12 protein-coding genes are annotated in these 17,297 nt (G+C 68.6%); 7 read left to right on the plus strand and 5 right to left on the minus strand.

All coding sequences use genetic code 11. The features are described 5' to 3' along the window. From J7E96_RS16705 to J7E96_RS16715, 3 genes are read left to right on the plus strand one after another with little or no spacing between them, the layout of a single operon-like run. A complete protein-coding gene (locus J7E96_RS16705; RefSeq protein ID WP_215132238.1) occupies positions 1–4,953 on the plus strand; it encodes a caspase family protein in 4,953 nt (1,650 codons plus the stop codon). Next, a complete protein-coding gene (locus J7E96_RS16710) occupies positions 4,946–5,341 on the plus strand; it encodes a hypothetical protein (RefSeq protein ID WP_215132239.1) in 396 nt (131 codons plus the stop codon). Before J7E96_RS16705 ends, J7E96_RS16710 begins: the two co-directional genes overlap by 8 nt. Next, positions 5,338–5,952, plus strand: coding sequence for a hypothetical protein (locus J7E96_RS16715; protein WP_215132240.1), 615 nt, complete (start codon positions 5,338–5,340; stop codon positions 5,950–5,952). The genes J7E96_RS16710 and J7E96_RS16715 overlap by 4 nt, the downstream gene beginning before the upstream one ends. A gap of 15 nt (positions 5,953–5,967) precedes the next feature. Here J7E96_RS16715 and J7E96_RS16720 read toward each other — a convergent pair whose 3' ends face one another. From J7E96_RS16720 to argC, 5 genes are read right to left on the minus strand one after another with little or no spacing between them, the layout of a single operon-like run. Then, positions 5,968–6,510: an arginine repressor gene (locus J7E96_RS16720; RefSeq protein ID WP_069929634.1), complete on the minus strand. Its 543-nt coding sequence runs from the start codon at positions 6,508–6,510 to the stop codon at positions 5,968–5,970. Between the two features lie 5 nt (positions 6,511–6,515). After that, complete coding sequence (locus J7E96_RS16725) at positions 6,516–7,673, minus strand: acetylornithine transaminase (protein ID WP_251070040.1); 1,158 nt, start codon at positions 7,671–7,673, stop codon at positions 6,516–6,518. A gap of 38 nt (positions 7,674–7,711) precedes the next feature. Next, on the minus strand, positions 7,712–8,620 hold the full coding sequence (gene argB, locus J7E96_RS16730; RefSeq protein ID WP_215132242.1) for an acetylglutamate kinase: 909 nt from the start codon (positions 8,618–8,620) through the stop codon (positions 7,712–7,714). After that, complete coding sequence (gene argJ / locus J7E96_RS16735; RefSeq protein ID WP_215132243.1) at positions 8,617–9,771, minus strand: bifunctional glutamate N-acetyltransferase/amino-acid acetyltransferase ArgJ; 1,155 nt, start codon at positions 9,769–9,771, stop codon at positions 8,617–8,619. The genes argB and argJ overlap by 4 nt, the downstream gene beginning before the upstream one ends. Beyond that, on the minus strand, positions 9,768–10,796 hold the full coding sequence (argC, locus tag J7E96_RS16740; protein ID WP_215132244.1) for an N-acetyl-gamma-glutamyl-phosphate reductase: 1,029 nt from the start codon (positions 10,794–10,796) through the stop codon (positions 9,768–9,770). The genes argJ and argC overlap by 4 nt, the downstream gene beginning before the upstream one ends. A 232-nt stretch (positions 10,797–11,028) precedes the next feature. Here argC and J7E96_RS16745 point away from each other — a divergent pair, with 232 nt between their 5' ends. The 4 genes from J7E96_RS16745 (at position 11,029) to J7E96_RS16760 (ending at position 17,196) form a co-directional block, all read left to right on the plus strand. After that, positions 11,029–11,871, plus strand: a complete 843-nt coding sequence (locus J7E96_RS16745; protein WP_251070013.1) for a TnsA-like heteromeric transposase endonuclease subunit — start codon at positions 11,029–11,031, stop codon at positions 11,869–11,871. Beyond that, a complete protein-coding gene (locus J7E96_RS16750; protein WP_215132245.1) occupies positions 11,871–13,919 on the plus strand; it encodes a DDE-type integrase/transposase/recombinase in 2,049 nt (682 codons plus the stop codon). Before J7E96_RS16745 ends, J7E96_RS16750 begins: the two co-directional genes overlap by 1 nt. Before the next feature lie 224 nt (positions 13,920–14,143). Then, a complete protein-coding gene (locus J7E96_RS16755; RefSeq protein ID WP_251070014.1) occupies positions 14,144–15,190 on the plus strand; it encodes a TniB family NTP-binding protein in 1,047 nt (348 codons plus the stop codon). Between the two features lie 8 nt (positions 15,191–15,198). Next, entirely contained in the window at positions 15,199–17,196 is a 1,998-nt protein-coding gene (locus tag J7E96_RS16760) for a TniQ family protein (protein ID WP_308295996.1), read from the plus strand. Positions 17,197–17,297: the final 101 nt, after the last annotated feature.

A 17,297-nucleotide genomic window follows, 5' to 3' on the forward strand; every position in this document is an offset into this window, starting at 1 on the left:
ATGGAGCGGGCGCGTACGGCTCTGTTGATTGGGGTCGGCACCACACCGGAGGCGTCGGAGCACTTCGAGTCGCTCGAAGAACCGGTCGCAGCCGACCTGCGCAATCTGGCGGCCGCCTTGAGGGGCTCCGGTTACGAGGTGGAGACCCTCCCCAATCCCACTCGCCGCGACATCACGGCGAGTCTGGCCCGGGCGTCCGGAGATGTGCCGCCTGACGGGACGCTACTTTTGTACTTCTCCGGGCATGGCGTACGCATCGATGACACCGACTACCTGGTCCCGCACGACGCCTCCGCGCCGGTCGGCGAGACCGGCGATTGGCAGCAGCCGCACGTCCTCGAAAGCCTGCTGCCTGCCGACATCAGCCGCTACCTGACGGGTTGTTCGGCGGGAACCGTGCTGTGGCTGGTGGACGCCTGCCGGAGCGGGACGGAAGAGAGCCGGGAGGCGTTCGGCAGCGGCATCCTCAAGGGCCCGCCCAGCGGCCGTTTCGCGGTAATGACCGGTTGCGCCGCCAGGCAGTTGTCCGGTCACACCGCGGAGGGAAGCTTCTTCACGTCCGGGCTGGCGGAGGCGCTGGGCCCAATGACGAACGCGCAGACCGTGCAGGAGGTCTTCGAAGCGGCGAGAGCCCACACCACGAAGTTGGCCCACCGGCACGGTCTCGCCCAACGCGCCACGATCCGTTACGGCAGTGATCACGAGCCCGAGACCCGCACCACGGTCGTCTGCAACGGGCGGCGGCTGCTCGAGACCTGGCGGGCCGCAGTGGTGGGTAGCGGGCTTTGGGACCGCGCGCCGCAGACCGGGGCGGGCGACCTGGAGCGGATACGCGAGGCCCTGCTGGGAGTGGTCGACGAGTGCGCGCGAACGGTCCACCGCGCCCAGGAGCGGCTTCCCGACCCGTGGGCCGACGACGAACTTCCGGTGCGGCTGCTGCGGGACCGGCTGCCGCGGCTGATCGGCGAGTCCGTAGAAATCTCCGCAGTGGAGGCGGCGGCGCTGCTTGCGGCCCCCTTCCTGCACGAAGCGGCCTGGGCGGGCCGGCTCAGCGCTGCCCCGGAGATCCATCCGCAGGCGCTGTTCCGGTGGGAGAACGGTGGTGCGGCACGCCGTCACTACGAGCAGGTGGCCGAGCACCGCCCGGACATCTCCCGAAAACTGCGGGACGCCCGGTCGGACGACGCGGACGCCGTCACCCTGTGGCTGGTGCATCGCTGGATCGCCGAGCAGATGGAGTTGGATGAGCACCCCGTCCCTCTCGCGCTCACCCGCCGGCTGGCCGCCGAGCTGCTGGGCCAGGGGGCCGGGGAGGGTCGCGCCGCCGAGCTGGCGGAGGCACTCGCGGGCATCGCCGCCGGCGTCGCCCTGGGAGAACAGGGTCTGTCGACGACGACGGTCCGGCTGCCGGGCCAGGAAAGAGCGCATCCTCTGCGCGTACGGCCGCTCGCCGCACTGCTGCGCCTCGCTGGACTCCTCGCCCTCGACGTCCGTACGTTCCCCGACGTCCTGGCCGAGCATCTGGCCGTGCCCGACCGGATCATCCCCCCGGACGTGGTCTACGTCGTGCGCCACGCGCAGTGGAACGAGGACGCGGAGCAGCTCCATCTCGACGTGATCTGCCCGCATCCGGCGGTGCACGCCGCGCTGGCCGCGACGGTCGAGCACGCCGACGAGCTCGCCCGCACCCTGAGGGACACGGCCGAGAAACTCGCTCCCCGGGAGGCGGAGCTGCTGGCGGCGGTGCCGACGCGGATCACCGGCCGGCTGCTGCGCCCCGCCGAGGAGCGGGGACGCCGGGTGTACGACGTACCGCTGCTGCGCTTCCAGCTGTCCCAGACCGAAGTCCGCAACCTCCTCATGGGCGAGAAGCTGTACGACGGCGAACCCGAGCTGGCGCTGCGGGAGCTGTACCAGAACGCGATGGACGCATGCCGCTACCGAGCGATGCGGAAGCGGTTCCTGGAGTCCACCGGCCGCCGGCAGCGCGACTGGACCGGGCAGATCCGATTCGTCCAGGGAGAGGACGAGCGCGGTCGCTACGTGGAGTGCCGGGACAACGGTGTGGGGATGGGGGTCGAACAGCTCAAGAACACGTTCACCCGCGCCGGACGCCGTTTCGAGCAGTCTCGGTCCTTCCGTCGGGAGCAGCAGGCGTGGCTGCGGCACGACCGGTCACTGCGGCTGTACCCCAACAGCCGCTTCGGCATCGGTGTGTTCAGCTACTTCATGCTGGCGAAGGAAATGGCCATCGTGACCCGTCCGGTGGACGCGGACGGGAGCGTCGCGAGCAAGGCGCTGCTCGTCCAGATCTCGAGCAGTGGCAGCCTGTTCCGCATCCAGGAGTTCGACGAGCCGGGCGACGGTATGCCGGAGGGCGGCACGCGCGTCCGCCTCTACCTGCGCGACGACATCGCGGATGCCGGGCTCAGTTGCGTGGACACGCTGGGCAACCTAGTTCTGATCAGCGAGTTCGCGCTCGCAGCGCACGATGCGAAGGGTGCGGTGCGGACGTGGACAGCCGGCGAGCTATGGCCGGGCTCGCCCACAGTGTCGTCGGTTGAAGCGGTGCCTGGGGTGCTCTGGTGGGTGAACGGTACTGGTGCGATCGTGTGCGACGGCATTGCCACGGACAAGCGACCCGACGGCTACGTCCTCAACCTCACGGGAGCCCAGGCCGGGGACCTCAGCGTGAACCGGAAGAGGCTCAAGTACTACGACTCCGCGTGGGAAGCGGAGCAATGGCAGAAGGGCGCGAACGCGCTCGCCGGCTGGCCTGAGCTCACCATGGGTTGGCTCTGGCGGCTGGAGTCGAGGAACCTCCGGGCGGCCCGGACGGTCTGGCCAGTGCTCACGGGGCGCGATCTGGTCGTACGGCATGAGCTCGAGTCGCGGTCGCGCACCGTGCGGCTCGACGCCATCGGATGCTTCTCCCTGGACTCCGGCCTTACGAAACTGCGCCCCCTCAAACCCAACGAGTCCCACACCGTCCCATGGCGGGCCTCCGCGCTTGGCATGCCCCGCCTCAGACGGGAGGAGGACAAGCACGTCCGCCCTGCCTCCCTGGCCGGGCACCCCGTGCCGGAGCCGGGATGGGCCGAGGTCGCCACACGGGTGACCCGAGACTGGCGTGATCTCATGCTCATTGCGTACCAGCACGACATAACGGTGAGTGAGGCCATGCGGGTTGCCCGCGCTCTGCGACTCACGCACCCGCAGTTCTCCCCGCCCGCTTCGCGCGCCGGTGATCTGGACTGGACGCCCGACTATCAGGACTTCGCCATCCTGCGGGGACTGGTCGGCGACGAACGGCAGGAGTGGGAAGCGGACATCACGCTCAAGAACGGCTACCGGCACGCACATGACGATCTGGGTGGACTGGTCCGGGCGTCGGCGGCGACTGACTCTTCCCTGGGAGAGCTCGTGGACGCGTGCCGTCGGTACGCGCCTCTGCTGGCCAAGCCGCTGCCGGACGTGCCGGAGCAGATGCGCGACCACGTCTGCGACGAGTTGGATCTCGCTGCGCTCTACGTACGGGAGGCCCGTACCTGGCGCCGCGCCCACCGGTACTGGGACTCGTTCACCAACGCCGATCGCCAGGGCCTATCCCCCCGCGAGGTGCACACGCGGCTGAGCCGGTTCACTTGGTTGGGCTGGAACGTGCCCGATTGGGAGACCGCAATCCTGTGGGGGACTCTTCCCACCGAAGTCGGCGCGACGATCCGGCACTTCGTCTTCCGAGCCGCCGACGGACACCTCACACTGCCTTGGGCCGCCACCCTGGACTACGCGGCCAACGAGGAGATTCCGCTGCGGAAGGCGGAGAGGGATCTCCACCACTGGGCGAACCGGCTCGGGCTTGTCCAGCGTCGCCGCTACACCGAGAAGTCCGGATCGGGCCGCCTGATACCCAGCGGCGGGACTTCCCAGTTCGTCAGCGTGGCGCACAGCGAGGGCATCCAGATCGAGGACGGGATCACCATGCGCGACCTCGCCTGCGCGGAGCCCCGGGGCGTTAACCGCACCGACATGGGCGACGTCCTCGATGAACTGCGCGCCGCCGGTGTCGACGCACCTGACGCGTCCGCACTGCTCCGCTCCTGGAACGAGCTTCCCGTCCCCCACCGCTATTCCTTTTCCGGGCGCGACAACCTCTGGGACGGTTCCAACTACCCCCTGCTGCCGACTTCGGAGGTCCTCTTCGGAGCCAGCCTGGAGCTGAAGCAGTCATTGGCGAAGACCTGGAAGAACGCACGCCGCCGGGCGAAGCCGTTCGGCCTGAATGTCCCTGAGCTGCCGGTCTCCCTCGCGGGCCGGCAGTACGGCCAGGCGGAGGGGGCGGCACTGATCGACTGGGGGTACGACGAGGAGTCCGACAGCGAATGGATGGAGCCTCCCCATTGGACTCCTTTCACCCCCACTCAGCTTGTCGCCTACTCCCGCAGGATGCACACAAGCCCGCGCGCCGCCTACCTCCTTCTCGCCCCTCTGCGGGCCATCGGCGCGCTCGTCCCCGAGCTCTCCGAGGCCGAGGTCAACGCTCTGCCCGATCAGGAGCCGAGTGCCCAGGACTGGGTCGCGGTCAGCGGCGAGTTCCGCGTGTCGGCGCCCGGAGAGCCCCTCGGGCCGCTGGACCTGGTGAGCGTCGCCGGGCGACTGGGCGAGGAGGTGAGCCGTACGTGGAGCCGGATCGCCCCGTACCTTCCGCTGGAACCCGAGACGGGCCTCGTCGCGGTGCCCCTGCCGGACGTACTGCCGTTGTGGCAGGACCTGAGTCTGCTGTCCGTGCACGCCGACGGGCAGCTGCCCGCCCGGCACGGGCGGGTGACGGCGGACGACGCCGCCTTCGCCGCCCAGGCGGTGGGCGAGAGCGAGAGCTGGGTCGTCGACCGCCTGCACCGGTATGCGGAGCTGTTCGAGTTGAATCTGAAGGATCTGGAGCACCATGACTGACCCCGCCGTACCCCAGCATCGCGTGGATCTCGATTACGCCGAGACCTCGCTCGGCGAGACGGACACCCGACCGACCGTGCAGACGTCGCCCGACGGGGCCGGACTGGTCGTATCGGCGATCTGTCCGCGGTGTTTCGGGCCGACCGAGACCGAGTACCGCTACGGCAGTCCGGGGACGGGGGTGAAGAGGAACATCAGATCCCGGTTGGCCGCGCGGCGCACGCGCCGGCCAGCCGGACCGGAGCCGGACCCGGTCGGCTCCGAGGCGCACTACTGCGAGTGCGGGCACATCCATCCCGGTCAGCCGGCGGACCTCGTCTTCTTTGGCTGCGGGGCGAGTTGGCGCGTACGCGGCGCCGTCGGCCGGCCTGGGAGTGGTGGCGTGTGACGGCCCGTTCGGACCGTTCGGACCGCCGATGGGCGGAACTGGCGCGGGAGCTGGAGTTCACCCAGTTGTCGGAATTGCGCCGCCAGGCCGAGGGCTGGCGCAGTGGGCTGACCGGGCTTGCGGGTCTGCTCGCGGTGCTCGCCGTGGTCAAGGGGCCGGACACGGTCGCGAACGCGCCCGAACCGATCGGGACCGTTGCCCTGACGCTGGTGGGCGCCGCCTTCGCGGCACTGGTCTGGGGCGTACTACTCGCCGCGCGGGCGGCGCACGGGCGGCCCGGCGAGAAAATCCTGCTCGCCGGTCAGGCGCTGCGTCGCTGGACGGAGTCGGAGGCCGTACGGATCGCCCGTGCCCTGCGCCGGGCAACCGTTGCCTGCGTCACCGGTGTGCTGTTTGCCGCCGGATCGCTGGTGCTGCTGTGGAGCACCGCGGAGGCCGCATCCACCCACCTGGTGAAGGTGGTGACGGCGGACGCGGCCGAGATCTGCGGCGAGCTGGGCGGCAGCGGACGAGCAGGCGTGATCGTCCGGACCGGCAAGGGGGACGTGAGGAAACGTCATGTCGTACCGCTCGACCGGGTCGTTTCGCTGACTCCGGTTCCCTCCTGCTGACGCCACCGGCGGCGGCTAGCGGTCGTTCTGGGCCAGGCGCAGGAGGTGGTCGGCCAAGGCCTGGCCGCCCGCCGGGTCGCGGCTGATCAGGAGCAGCGTGTCGTCGCCCGCGATCGTGCCGAGGATGGCGTTCAGCTCGGCCTGGTCGATGGCCGAGGCCAGGAACTGGGCGGCCCCCGGCGGCGTACGCAGTACAACGAGGTTGGCCGAGGCCTCCGCGGAGATCAGCAGCTCGCCGGAGAGGCGCCGCATGCGTTCCTCCTTGGCGGACTCGCCCAGCGGCGCGTGAGGCGTGCGGAAGCCGCCCTCGCTCGGTACGGCGTAGATCAGCTCGCCGCCGGTGTTGCGGATCTTCACCGCGCCCAGTTCGTCGAGGTCGCGGGAGAGCGTCGCCTGGGTGACGCTCAGCCCGTCGTCGGCGAGGAGCTTCGCGAGCTGGCTCTGCGAGCGCACCGGCTGCCGGTTCAGGATGTCCACGATCCGGCGGTGCCTGGCAGTGCGGGTCTGCGGCACTGCCTGGCCGCCGTGCTCGTTGTCCTGCGCCTGCGCCTCGGTCATCGGTGTCATTCTCCGGATCGTTGGTCCCCGTGTGCGGTGTCGAGAACGCCGGGCAGGGCCCGGAGGAACGTTTCCACCTCTTCGTCTCCGATGACATACGCCGGCATGAGCCGTACGACATCGGGGGCGGGCGCGTTCACCAGGAGACCGGCGTCCTGAGCCGCCTGCTGCACCTGGGGAGCAAGGGACTCGGTGAGCACGATACCCAGGAGCAGACCCGCACCACGGACGTGGGAGACAAGCGGGTGCCCGAGTGACTCGATTCCGTCGCGCAGCTTCTCCCCGATCCGCTTCACGCGGTCGAGGAGTCCGTCGGCCGCGATGGTGTCCAGTACGGCGAGTCCGGCGGCGCACGCGACGGGGTTCCCGCCGAAGGTCGTGCCGTGCTGGCCGGGCTTGAGCAGGTCGGCGGCGTCGCCGAAGGCGATCGTCGCGCCGATCGGGAGGCCGCCGCCGAGTCCCTTGGCGAGGGTGACGATGTCGGGGTCGACGCCGTCGTGCCCCTGGTGCTCGAACCAGCGGCCCGTGCGCCCGATGCCCGTCTGGATCTCGTCGAGGACGAGCAGGGTGCCGGTGGCGCGGGTGATCTCGCGGGCGGCCTTCAGGTAGTCCTCGGGCGGGACGACGACGCCCAGCTCGCCCTGGATCGGCTCGATGATCAGCAGCGCGGTGTCGGTGGTGACGGCGGCCCGCAGGGCCTCGACGTCTCCGAACGGCACGTGCGTGACGTCACCGGGCAGCGGCAGGAAGGGTGCCTGCTTGGCGGGCTGTCCGGTGAGGGCGAGGGCGCCCATGGTGCGGCCGTGGAAGCCGCCCTCGGTGGCGACCATGTGCGTACGGCCGGTGAGGCGCCCGATCTTGAAGGCGGCTTCGTTGGCCTCGGCGCCGGAGTTGCAGAAGAACACGCGTCCGGGGCGGCCGGAGAGCTGGATCAGCCGCTCGGCGAGTGCGACGGGCGGCTCGGCGATGAACAGGTTCGAGACGTGGCCGAGGGAGGCGACCTGGCGGGAGACGGCTTCGACGATCGCGGGGTGCGCGTGGCCGAGGGCGTTCACGGCGATGCCTCCGACGAAGTCGGCGTACTCCTTGCCGTCGGCGTCCCACACCTTCGCACCCTGGCCGCGTACGAGCGACAGCTTGGGCGTGCCGTAGTTGTCCGTCATGACGGACTGCCAGCGCTGTGTCAGCTCCTGGTTCGCGGTCACTTCGCCGTTCCCCCTTCGTGCTCGTCGGGCACGACCATCGTGCCGATGCCCTCGTCGGTGAAGATCTCCAGCAGGATCGAGTGCTGCACGCGGCCGTCGATCACGCGGGCGGTGTTGACCCCGTTGCGTACGGCGTGCAGGCAGCCCTTCATTTTGGGGACCATGCCGCTGGAGAGGTCGGGCAGCAGCTTCTCCAGCTCCCTGGCGGTGAGCCGGCTGATCACGTCGTCGCTGTTCGGCCAGTCTTCGTACAGACCCTCGACGTCGGTCAGCACCATCAGCGTCTCCGCGCCGAGCGCGGCGGCGAGCGCGGCTGCCGCCGTGTCGGCGTTGACGTTGAACACGTGGTGGTCGTCGGCGCTGCGGGCGATGGACGAGACGACCGGGATGCGTCCGTCGTCGAGCAGGGCCTGGATGGCGCCGGTGTCGATGGCGGTGATCTCGCCGACCCGCCCGATGTCGACGGACTCGCCGTCGATCTGCGGGTAGTGCTGGGTGGCGGTGATGGTGTGCGCGTCCTCGCCGGTCATGCCGACGGCGAGCGGGCCGTGCTGGTTGAGCAGCCCGACGAGCTCGCGCTGCACCTGGCCGGCCAGGACCATGCGTACGACGTCCATGGCCTCGGGCGTGGTGACCCGCAGCCCGGCCTTGAACTCGCTCACCAGACCGTGCCGGTCGAGCTGCGCGCTGATCTGCGGCCCGCCGCCGTGCACGACGACCGGCTTGAGGCCGGCGTGCCGCAGGAAGACGACGTCCTGGGCGAATGCGGCCTTCAGGTCCTCGTCGATCATGGCGTTGCCACCGAACTTGATGACGACGGTCCGGCCGTGGTGGCGCGTGAGCCAGGGCAGCGCCTCGACGAGGATCTGCGCCTTTGGCAGTGCGGTGTGCTTGCGTGTGCTCATGAGCTGTACGCGCTGTTCTCGTGGACGTAGTCCGCGGTGAGGTCGTTGGCCCAGATGACGGCCGACTCGCTGCCGGCGGCCAGGTCCGCGGTGATCTTGACCTCGCGGTAGCGCATGTCGACGAGGTCGCGGTCGTCGCCGACCGAGCCATTGCGGCAGACCCAGACGCCGTTGATGGCAACGTTGAGCTCGTCGGGCTCGAAGGTGGCCCGCGTGGTGCCGATGGCGGACAGCACCCGGCCCCAGTTCGGGTCCTCGCCGTGGATGGCGCACTTGAGGAGGTTGTTACGGGCGATGGAGCGGCCCACCTCGACGGCGTCGTCCTCGGTCGCGGCGTTGATGACCTCGATCCGGATGTCCTTGCTGGCGCCCTCGGCGTCGCCGATGAGCTGGCGGGCGAGGTCGTCGCAGACGGTGCGTACGGCGGCGGCGAAGTCGTCGTACGCCGGTGTCACCCCGGCCGCGCCGGAGGCCAGCAGCAGCACGGTGTCGTTCGTCGACATGCAGCCGTCGGAGTCGACGCGGTCGAAGGTGACGCGGGTCGCCTCGCGCAGCGCCCTGTCGAGTACACCCGCTTCGACGTCTGCGTCGGTGGTCAGGACGACGAGCATGGTGGCGAGGCCGGGTGCGAGCATGCCCGCGCCCTTGGCCATGCCGCCGACGGTCCAGCCTTCGCCGCCCGCCACAGCCGTCTTGTGGACGGTGTCGGTGGTCTTGATGGCGATGGCGGCCTTCTCCCCGCCGTGCGCGGAGAGCTCGGTGGCGGCCTTCTCGATGCCGGGCAGGAGCTTGTCCATGGGGAGGTTGATGCCGATGAGGCCGGTGGAGGCGATGGCGATCTCACCCGCGCTGTGGCCTTCGAGGACCTGCGCGGCCTTCTCGGCGGTCGCGTGGGCGTCCTGGAAGCCCTTGGGGCCCGTACAGGCGTTGGCGCCGCCGGAGTTGAGGACGACGGCGGAGATCCGGCCGCCCTTGACGACCTGCTCGGACCACAGGACCGGGGCGGCCTTCACGCGGTTGGAGGTGAAGACGCCCGCGGCGGCCAGGCGGGGCCCGTTGTTGACCACGAGGGCCAGGTCGGGGTTGCCGCTGTCCTTGATCCCCGCGGCGATGCCCGCCGCGGTGAATCCCTTCGGTGCCGTGACGCTCACGGTGCCACTCCTGTCGTGGAAAGACCTGTGTCCTCGGGAAGTCCGAGGGCGATGTTCATACTCTGCACCGCGCCGCCGGCGGTGCCTTTGGTGAGGTTGTCGATGGCGCTGATCACGATGACACGGCCGGCGCTCTCGTCGTACGCGACCTGGATCTGGACGGCGTTGGACCCGTACACGGAGGCGGTCGCCGGCCACTGTCCCTCCGGGAGGAGGTGCACGAACAGCTCGTCGGCGTACGCCTTCTCATAAGCTTCCCGCACGCCGGCCGTCGTCGCGCCCGGCTTCGCCTTCGCGCTGCAGGTGGCGAGGATGCCGCGGGACATGGGCGCCAGCGTCGGGGTGAAGGAGACGGTGACGCGGTCCCCGGCGGCGGCGCTGAGGTTCTGGATCATCTCGGGGGTGTGGCGGTGGCCGCCGCCGACGCCGTACGGCGACATGGAGCCCATCACCTCGCTGCCGAGCAGATGCGGCTTGAGCGCCTTGCCAGCGCCGGAGGTGCCGGTGGCGGCGACGATCACGGCGTCGGGCTCCACGAGCCGGTCGGCGTACGCCGGGAAGAGCGCGAGCGAGACGGCGGTCGGGTAGCAGCCCGGCACCGCGATGCGCTTCGCGCCTTCGAGCGCGGCGCGGGCGCCGGGGAGCTCGGGGAGGCCGTACGGCCAGGTCCCGGCGTGGGGCGAACCGTAGAACCGGTCCCAGTCGGCCGCGTTCTGGAGCCGGAAGTCGGCGCCCATGTCGACGACGAGCACGTCGTCGCCGAGCTGCTCTGCCACGGCGGCGGACTGGCCGTGCGGGAGCGCCAGGAACACGACGTCGTGCCCGGCGAGTACCTCGGCGGTGGTCGGCTCCAGCACGCGGCCGGCCAGCGGCAGCAGATGCGGCTGGAGAGAGCCCAGTCGCTGCCCCGCGTTGGAATGGCCGGTCAGGGCGCCGATCTCCACGCCGGGGTGGGCGAGGAGCAGACGGAGCAATTCCCCGCCCGCGTATCCACTCGCCCCTGCGACTGCTGCACGTACCACCATCGAGTCCTCCTCGTCGATGGCATGACTATACGCACTACCGCAGTTTTATGCAACGAGTTGAGGGTTGCTGGGATGACGAAGTGAGACTGAGCGGCTGAGTTGGCCCTTTAGCGCTTGAGTTGGCCCCGCTGAGCGTTGTTGTTGGCACGCAGGGTAGCGGTTGGAGCGCTGACCTGCTGGGACTTCGAGAGAAGCCGTACGGGAAGCGGTGCAAGCGCGCTGTTCTGGGGGCATGACGGTTACGGTCCATGCTCCGGAGATCGAATCCCGGCCGATCTGGTCGCACAGCTGCGTTTTGGATGACCTCGTCGCGCCGTACGCCATCGATCCGGCGGTGGCGGAGATGCTGGACACAGAGTCCGGGTGGGCCCGGCGGTGGACGGCGAGGTGGAAGACCGCGCAGGCGGAGGTGATCTGCCCGGTCCAAGAGCTGGCCAGTGTCCCGGCCATTGCGTCGGTGCCAGTTCGCGGGTTCACCTGGCGGGCGGGACAGCGGCACCGTCCCGGACTGCAGTACCTGCTGGCCACGGGTCGAATGCATGGCTTCGAGAGCCTGGCCGAGCGGAATCTGCTGCTTGCCCTGGACTTCGCCGGCGAGGTGGTGGAGGTGTTGTCGCAACCGTTCAAGCTGCGGTTCACCACTGCGGACGGCAGTGAGGACCACACGCCGGACTTCCTGGTGCTCTTGCCCGATACGGCTGTGCTGATCGATGTCCGACCCGGTCATTTGGTCAAGGACAAGGATCTGGTGAAGTTCGCCGCAACGGAGTGGGCGGCCGGTGCGGTGGGGTGGCGCTACCTAGTGGCGTCCGGCTGGCGCCGCCAGGTCCTGACCGGCCTTGATGCGCTGTCCGCACGGAGGCGCCCGATGTCCGACCGCCTCGGGCTTCAGGGAGAACTGCTGGGGCTGGTACGGGAGCGCCCTCGGCGGTTCGGAGAGCTGGCGGAGGAGACGTCGCTGCCTGCGGTGGCCCGCGTACATGCGGTTCACCTGCTCTGGCACCGCCGACTGGCGATGGACCTGACTCAGCCGCTGGACGATGTCACGTGGGTTTACCCGGTGGGGAGGGCCTGATGGCCGCTGCGCGGCAGCGGCCTCGGAATGAGGATCTTGAAGAGCACGACCTGACGCGGGCCCGGATCCGGATGGCGCATCTGCTGGAGGTGGAGACGGGCTACCGCAGTGGCAGCCGGTCATGGGCCAGGCCCGGTGAGCCCAGGGTCGAGTACGACCCGGAGCGGACCACGCTGACCGAGCGCCGACGCGCGAAGGTGGCCGAGCTGAAGGATCTGGACCGCCAGGAGGCCAAACAGCTGGGGCTGGAGTGGATCAGTGAGCGCACGCTGAAACGCATGGCCGCTCAGTACGACGAGAACGGGTTGATGGGGCTGGCGGACGGAAGGTGGACGCCACCCCTGCGAGGCCGCCGGGCGATCGGGGACGAAGTCGCCGAGGCGATCCGTGCTGTTCATGCCGAGTCGCTGCATCGCTCCAAGCTGAGCATGAAGACGAAGGAGAGGTTGATCCACCAGTACGTGCGGGAGAAGTTCGAGACCGAGGGCAAGAGGGTGGAGGTGCCGCACTACACCACGCTGGCGAAGGTGTGGAAGGAGTGGTTCGGCGCCGCAGGGGCCCGGCAGCGATACATTCACTCCGCCGCGGCGGTGGAGACGGGGAAGGCGAAGGTGGTGATCGTCCGGCCGGGGCAGGTGGTCGCGCTGGACACCACGCCGCTGCCGGTGAAGGTGCTCGACGATGTCTTCGGCGCCCCGATCTCCGTCCATCTCACCCTGGCCCTGGACACCTACTCGCATTCGCTGGTCGCGTTCCGTCTCACGCCGGTATCTGACTCGTCGGTGGAGGTGGCGATGCTGCTGCGGGATGTGCTGTTGCCGCTACCGATGCGCCCGGACTGGGGCGAGGAGATGGAGTGGCCCTACCCCGGCGTCCCGGCCGCCTTGGTGGCCGAGTTCGCTGGGCACCGGGTGGCCGGCCTGCCGTTCTTCGCTCCGGAGACGGTGACCAGCGATCACGGCAGCGTTTACAAAAATCACCAGATCGTCCAGGTCGCGCGCACGTTGGGGATTGAGTTGTTGCCGGCCCGTGCGATGCGTCCGACTGACAAGGCTGCCTGCGAACGTGCTTTCGCCGGGATCCAGTCGCTGCTGCTGGAACTCCTGCTCGGGTTCCGCGGCGTCGATGTCGCTGACCGCGGAGTGGACCCGGAGGGGGACGCGGTCTGGACGCTGGCGGAGATGGAGCACCTGTTGGCAACCTGGGTTGTCGCAGTCTGGCAAAACCGGAGACTTGATCAGTATTCGCCTGCTTGGGACCCGGGCGGGCGACACAGTCCGAACACGCTCTTCGCCGCTGCGGCGGCCCGCGACGGGATCAGTCTGGAGATCCCTGAGTCGAGTCTGTACTACGAGCTTCTGCCCGCACACTTCGTGAAGATCGACCGCCGTCGCGGGGTGAAGATCGGCGGACTCTGGTACGGCGGCACCGACCCGGTTCTGGACCCTTATCGCGGCCAGCGCTCCGGCCGCAGCGGACGGCACGAGGGCAAGTGGGCTATCAGTCGCGATCCGAGGGACTGCCGCGAGGTCTATTTCGAGGACCCCGAGCATCCGGGGCTTTGGCATGCCCTGAGTTGGAACGGCCTGCCGCCGGGAGACGACGTCCCGGCCTTCTCTGATACACGCGTACGCGAAGTGCTCGGCGAGGCGGCCCGCGCCGGCCTCAAGCCGCGCGACGATGGTGAACTGCTGCCCGTGCTGCTGAAGTTGGTGGCCGCACGCACGCCGGTTGCGGCATGGCCCACCCAGATGACCGCCAAGCAGAAGAGCGAGCGGGCCCGTGAGCTGGCACGAGCCCGCGCTGCCGCGTCCGACCGGGCGCCGGTTCCGTTGAGCACTCTTCCTCCACCCGCCCCACCATCTGAGCTGGCCGCCACCACTCGGCGAGCCGTCACTGCAGACCGGCAGCGGCGCCGCGAGGCCGCTGTCTCGCAGCCGCCGACAGCGCCTCCTCTGCTGGGCGAGTCCCTGCGGGCCCGCAGCCTGTTCCTGCTGCCCGACGAGGACGTCGACCAGGCCGATGAGCCGGGATCGGGGACCACATGAGTGCCCCGAGCGGCGGAGGATCTGTCCCTTTCGTCCTGCCGGGCCCTCCGCCGATGCGGGATACGGTTGACGGCTGGGAGCGCTGGCGCAGCACTCGCCACGACTTCGTGCCCGCACCTCGGCTGAGTCCGGCTGAATGGCGACTGCTGAGCCCGAGGAAGAAGACGCTGCACGATCTGCACCGCGCGGCTACGCACGCCAATCTCCCGCTGCTACAGACCCCGATGACCAAAGCCGTCACCAAGCTGCTGCACGGACGGGTCATGACCAATGCGCTCAAGCACAAGCCGACCACCCGGGCCGGAGTCATGGTCACGGGCGGGGGATACCAGGGCAAGACAGAGACGGGATGCGAGATCCTGGCGACGTTCGAGGACACCTGGCTGGAACTGCGGCGCCACCTCAATCCAGATGCCGTCGCCGGGGCCCGCGACCTGCACATTCCTGTCGCCTACGTGCAAACCCCGGTGACGGCGAAGCCGAAGAGCCTTTGCAAGGCCATCCTGAACTTCTACGGCGCCCCGATCCACCCGCGCATGGATCTCCCCGAGCTGATCCGGCAGGTCGCCGCTTCCTTGCATGACCATGGAACGAGGGCGCTTCTACTGGATGACATTTCGAGGCTCCGCCTCCATCGAGCCGATGATCAGGACACGCTCGACCTGATCCGGGCCTTCATGAGCATGCACGTCACCCTCGTCCTCATCGGAGTGGACATCCCCGGCTCGGGCCTGCTCCGAGAGGGCCGGCACGATCCCCGCACAGGCCAGGTGATCTTTCCATCCTCCCGGCAGGCCAAAGTCCACGGACTGGAGGCGACGCAGACCGAGCGGCGTTTCGACCTCGTTGAACTTGATCACTTCCGCTACGACACCGACGAACAGATCACCGCCTGGATTGACCACCTCACCGGCGTCGAAGCCCAGCTCAGGCTGATGAACGCCCCCTCGGACATGCTTACCAGGGGACGTATGCCCGAGTATCTCTTCGAGCGCACCAACGGCGTGGTCGGCCTGCTGGAACGGTTGATCGAAGACGGCTGCCAGGAAGCCATCGATTCGAGTAAGGAGTGCTTGACCGAGAGCCTTCTCGAAGGCATCGCCATCACCGTCGACGGGGACACCGCCCGCGATCCCGGAGCCGGAGAAGTCCCTGCTATCCCGTCGGTCAAGAGCAGATCTGCCGCCGACCCTCGCTCGGCCAAACGTAAGCGCCCCAGGAACACCGTGCTCGACGACCACGGCCCGGCAGCCGCGGACACCGGAAGCTGAATACGCCGGTGCCTCCCCTTCCCCGGAGCCTTGATCCGTTGCCAGACGAGTCCCTGCCCGGTTACCTGTTGCGGCTGTCCTACCGGCTCGGTCTGACCCCCGCCGAGCTCGGGCGCACCTCTGGCCTGGTGTCCACCAACGGCGGCCATCTCCCCCGTCGACTCGTCCTAGACCCGTACTTCGCAGGTCACCCGATCGTGAAGATCAACTGGTCACGACCGATCGCCGCTCAGTCCGGTCCGCAACGGCGATCGCAATGCCGGTCCGATCCGGTCGGGTTCGGACGCCGAAGAGCCGCTGCGGCGAACCTTTTCAGCGACCCGCGAAGTCCGGGCCTAGAGCTCCCCGGTCTGTCACTCAACGAGTTCACCCAAGCTACCCGGCTGTCGCGCGAGGAGGCCAGGTCCCTCACGCTGAGCACGTGGCGTCGCAACTACCCGCCGATCCAACGCTGGTTGCCGCCGCTGCACGGCCAAGTCCCACAGATCGACAAATGGATCCTGGGCGGACTCGACCGTTACTGTCCCCAGTGCCTGGCTGGGGATGACAGCCCAATCCAGCGCGAATACGGCGGTCCCTGGAAGAAGGAATGGCACCTTGGAATCGTCTTCGCCTGTCCACAGCACGAGTGCTTCCTCCGTCACCACTGTCCGCAGGGCGGGCAGCCACCGGACTACGACCGAGCGTCCAGACTGATCCCCTTCGACGGCTTTCGCGGTCTCCACCCCACCGCATGTCGCTATCCATTACCCCCTACCGCTCGAAGGCTCAGACGACCTCCTTGCCGGGCCCGGCTCGACCAGGCTCCACTCCCTGCCTTGCGCCCTGGCCCCCGGCTGCTGGCACTGCAACATCATCTTCTCAGCCTCCTCAAAACCCAGGACGTCAATCACGAAGTCCGCGAGTATTTCAGTGACCTGCATCTACTCACTGCGTTGATCACTATCTCGTGGCCCCATGGCAGTCGTCGAGTCGACTCCATATTCGCCGCGGTTGTCGGCATCGAGGCTGACGCCCGAAGGACCTTTGGCGGCATCCGAGTCCACGACACTTCCCCTATAGACCCCATTGCCTGCGGTGCGGTCCTCGACGCTGCCCACTCCTTGCTACAGATCGACAGTCTTCGTGATGTCCTCGCTGAATTCTTCGATTCGGCCCTCACCGGCACCCCTGCTCGCGCGGGATGGGCCCAGATCTTCACCAAGTACGAAAAATCCTGCTCACAGCGTTTGCGCACTGCCGCAGCACCCCTCATCCGCACCTACTCCCCCTCTCCTGGGTGGGCCGCCCCACGTTCCACCCGCGCCGCCGGCTACCGGGCTGAAAACATTCCCGCCCACCTGGAACCGGACTGGTATGCCCGCCACTTCCAGAAACTCGACGGCCCAACCGACCACAAGATCCTCCGACGGATCGCAGCCGTCCAACTCGTCCAGTGGACCACTCAAGCGTCAATCCCCGAAGCCGCCCGCTACCTCGGCGTCGAAGCCGAGAAGGCGCTTTACACCGAAGACAACACTCACATCTGGTTGAATTCCACCCACGAAGTGCAGGAGTTCCGTATCGCCCTAAGCGGCCTCGCCACAGAACTCAGCGACCGAGCCGACGGACTCATCGACTATCAGTACCGCCGCGAAGCCCTCCGCGACTGGTGCCTCGATCCCAGCACCTGGCAGGAGCTGACCGGTCGACTGGAGCCTCTGCGCGGCAAGCAACCCGCCCTCGACGATCGCAAGCGCCAGGACGCGTCCGTGTTCATCTGGGTCCACGTCACGCGTGGTGAGCACCTGTTCGCCCCTCACCCCATCGAAGCCGAGCAACCACTGGACATCCAGCAAGACTGGGCGCGACGCCGGAACACCACATGGTTCCAACTCACCCGCCCCGATCCGATGCATCACTACGCTGACCTGCGGAAAGCACTCACCGATTACGCTCACCAGCTCGCCGCAGACATCGAAGCCGGAGCCGTTTCCACTCGGAAGGCCAGGACCGATGTGACGTGACGAGGTAGTTGGAATCCGCGGACTATGGTGACCTGGCCGTCTCAGTCGTCCATGACATGCCGGTTGCAACTGAGACCAGGGTGCTTGGCACCGAACGGTCG

It is taken from the genome of Streptomyces sp. ISL-96, assembly GCF_018614035.1.
Taxonomy (GTDB): Bacteria; Actinomycetota; Actinomycetes; order Streptomycetales; family Streptomycetaceae; genus Streptomyces.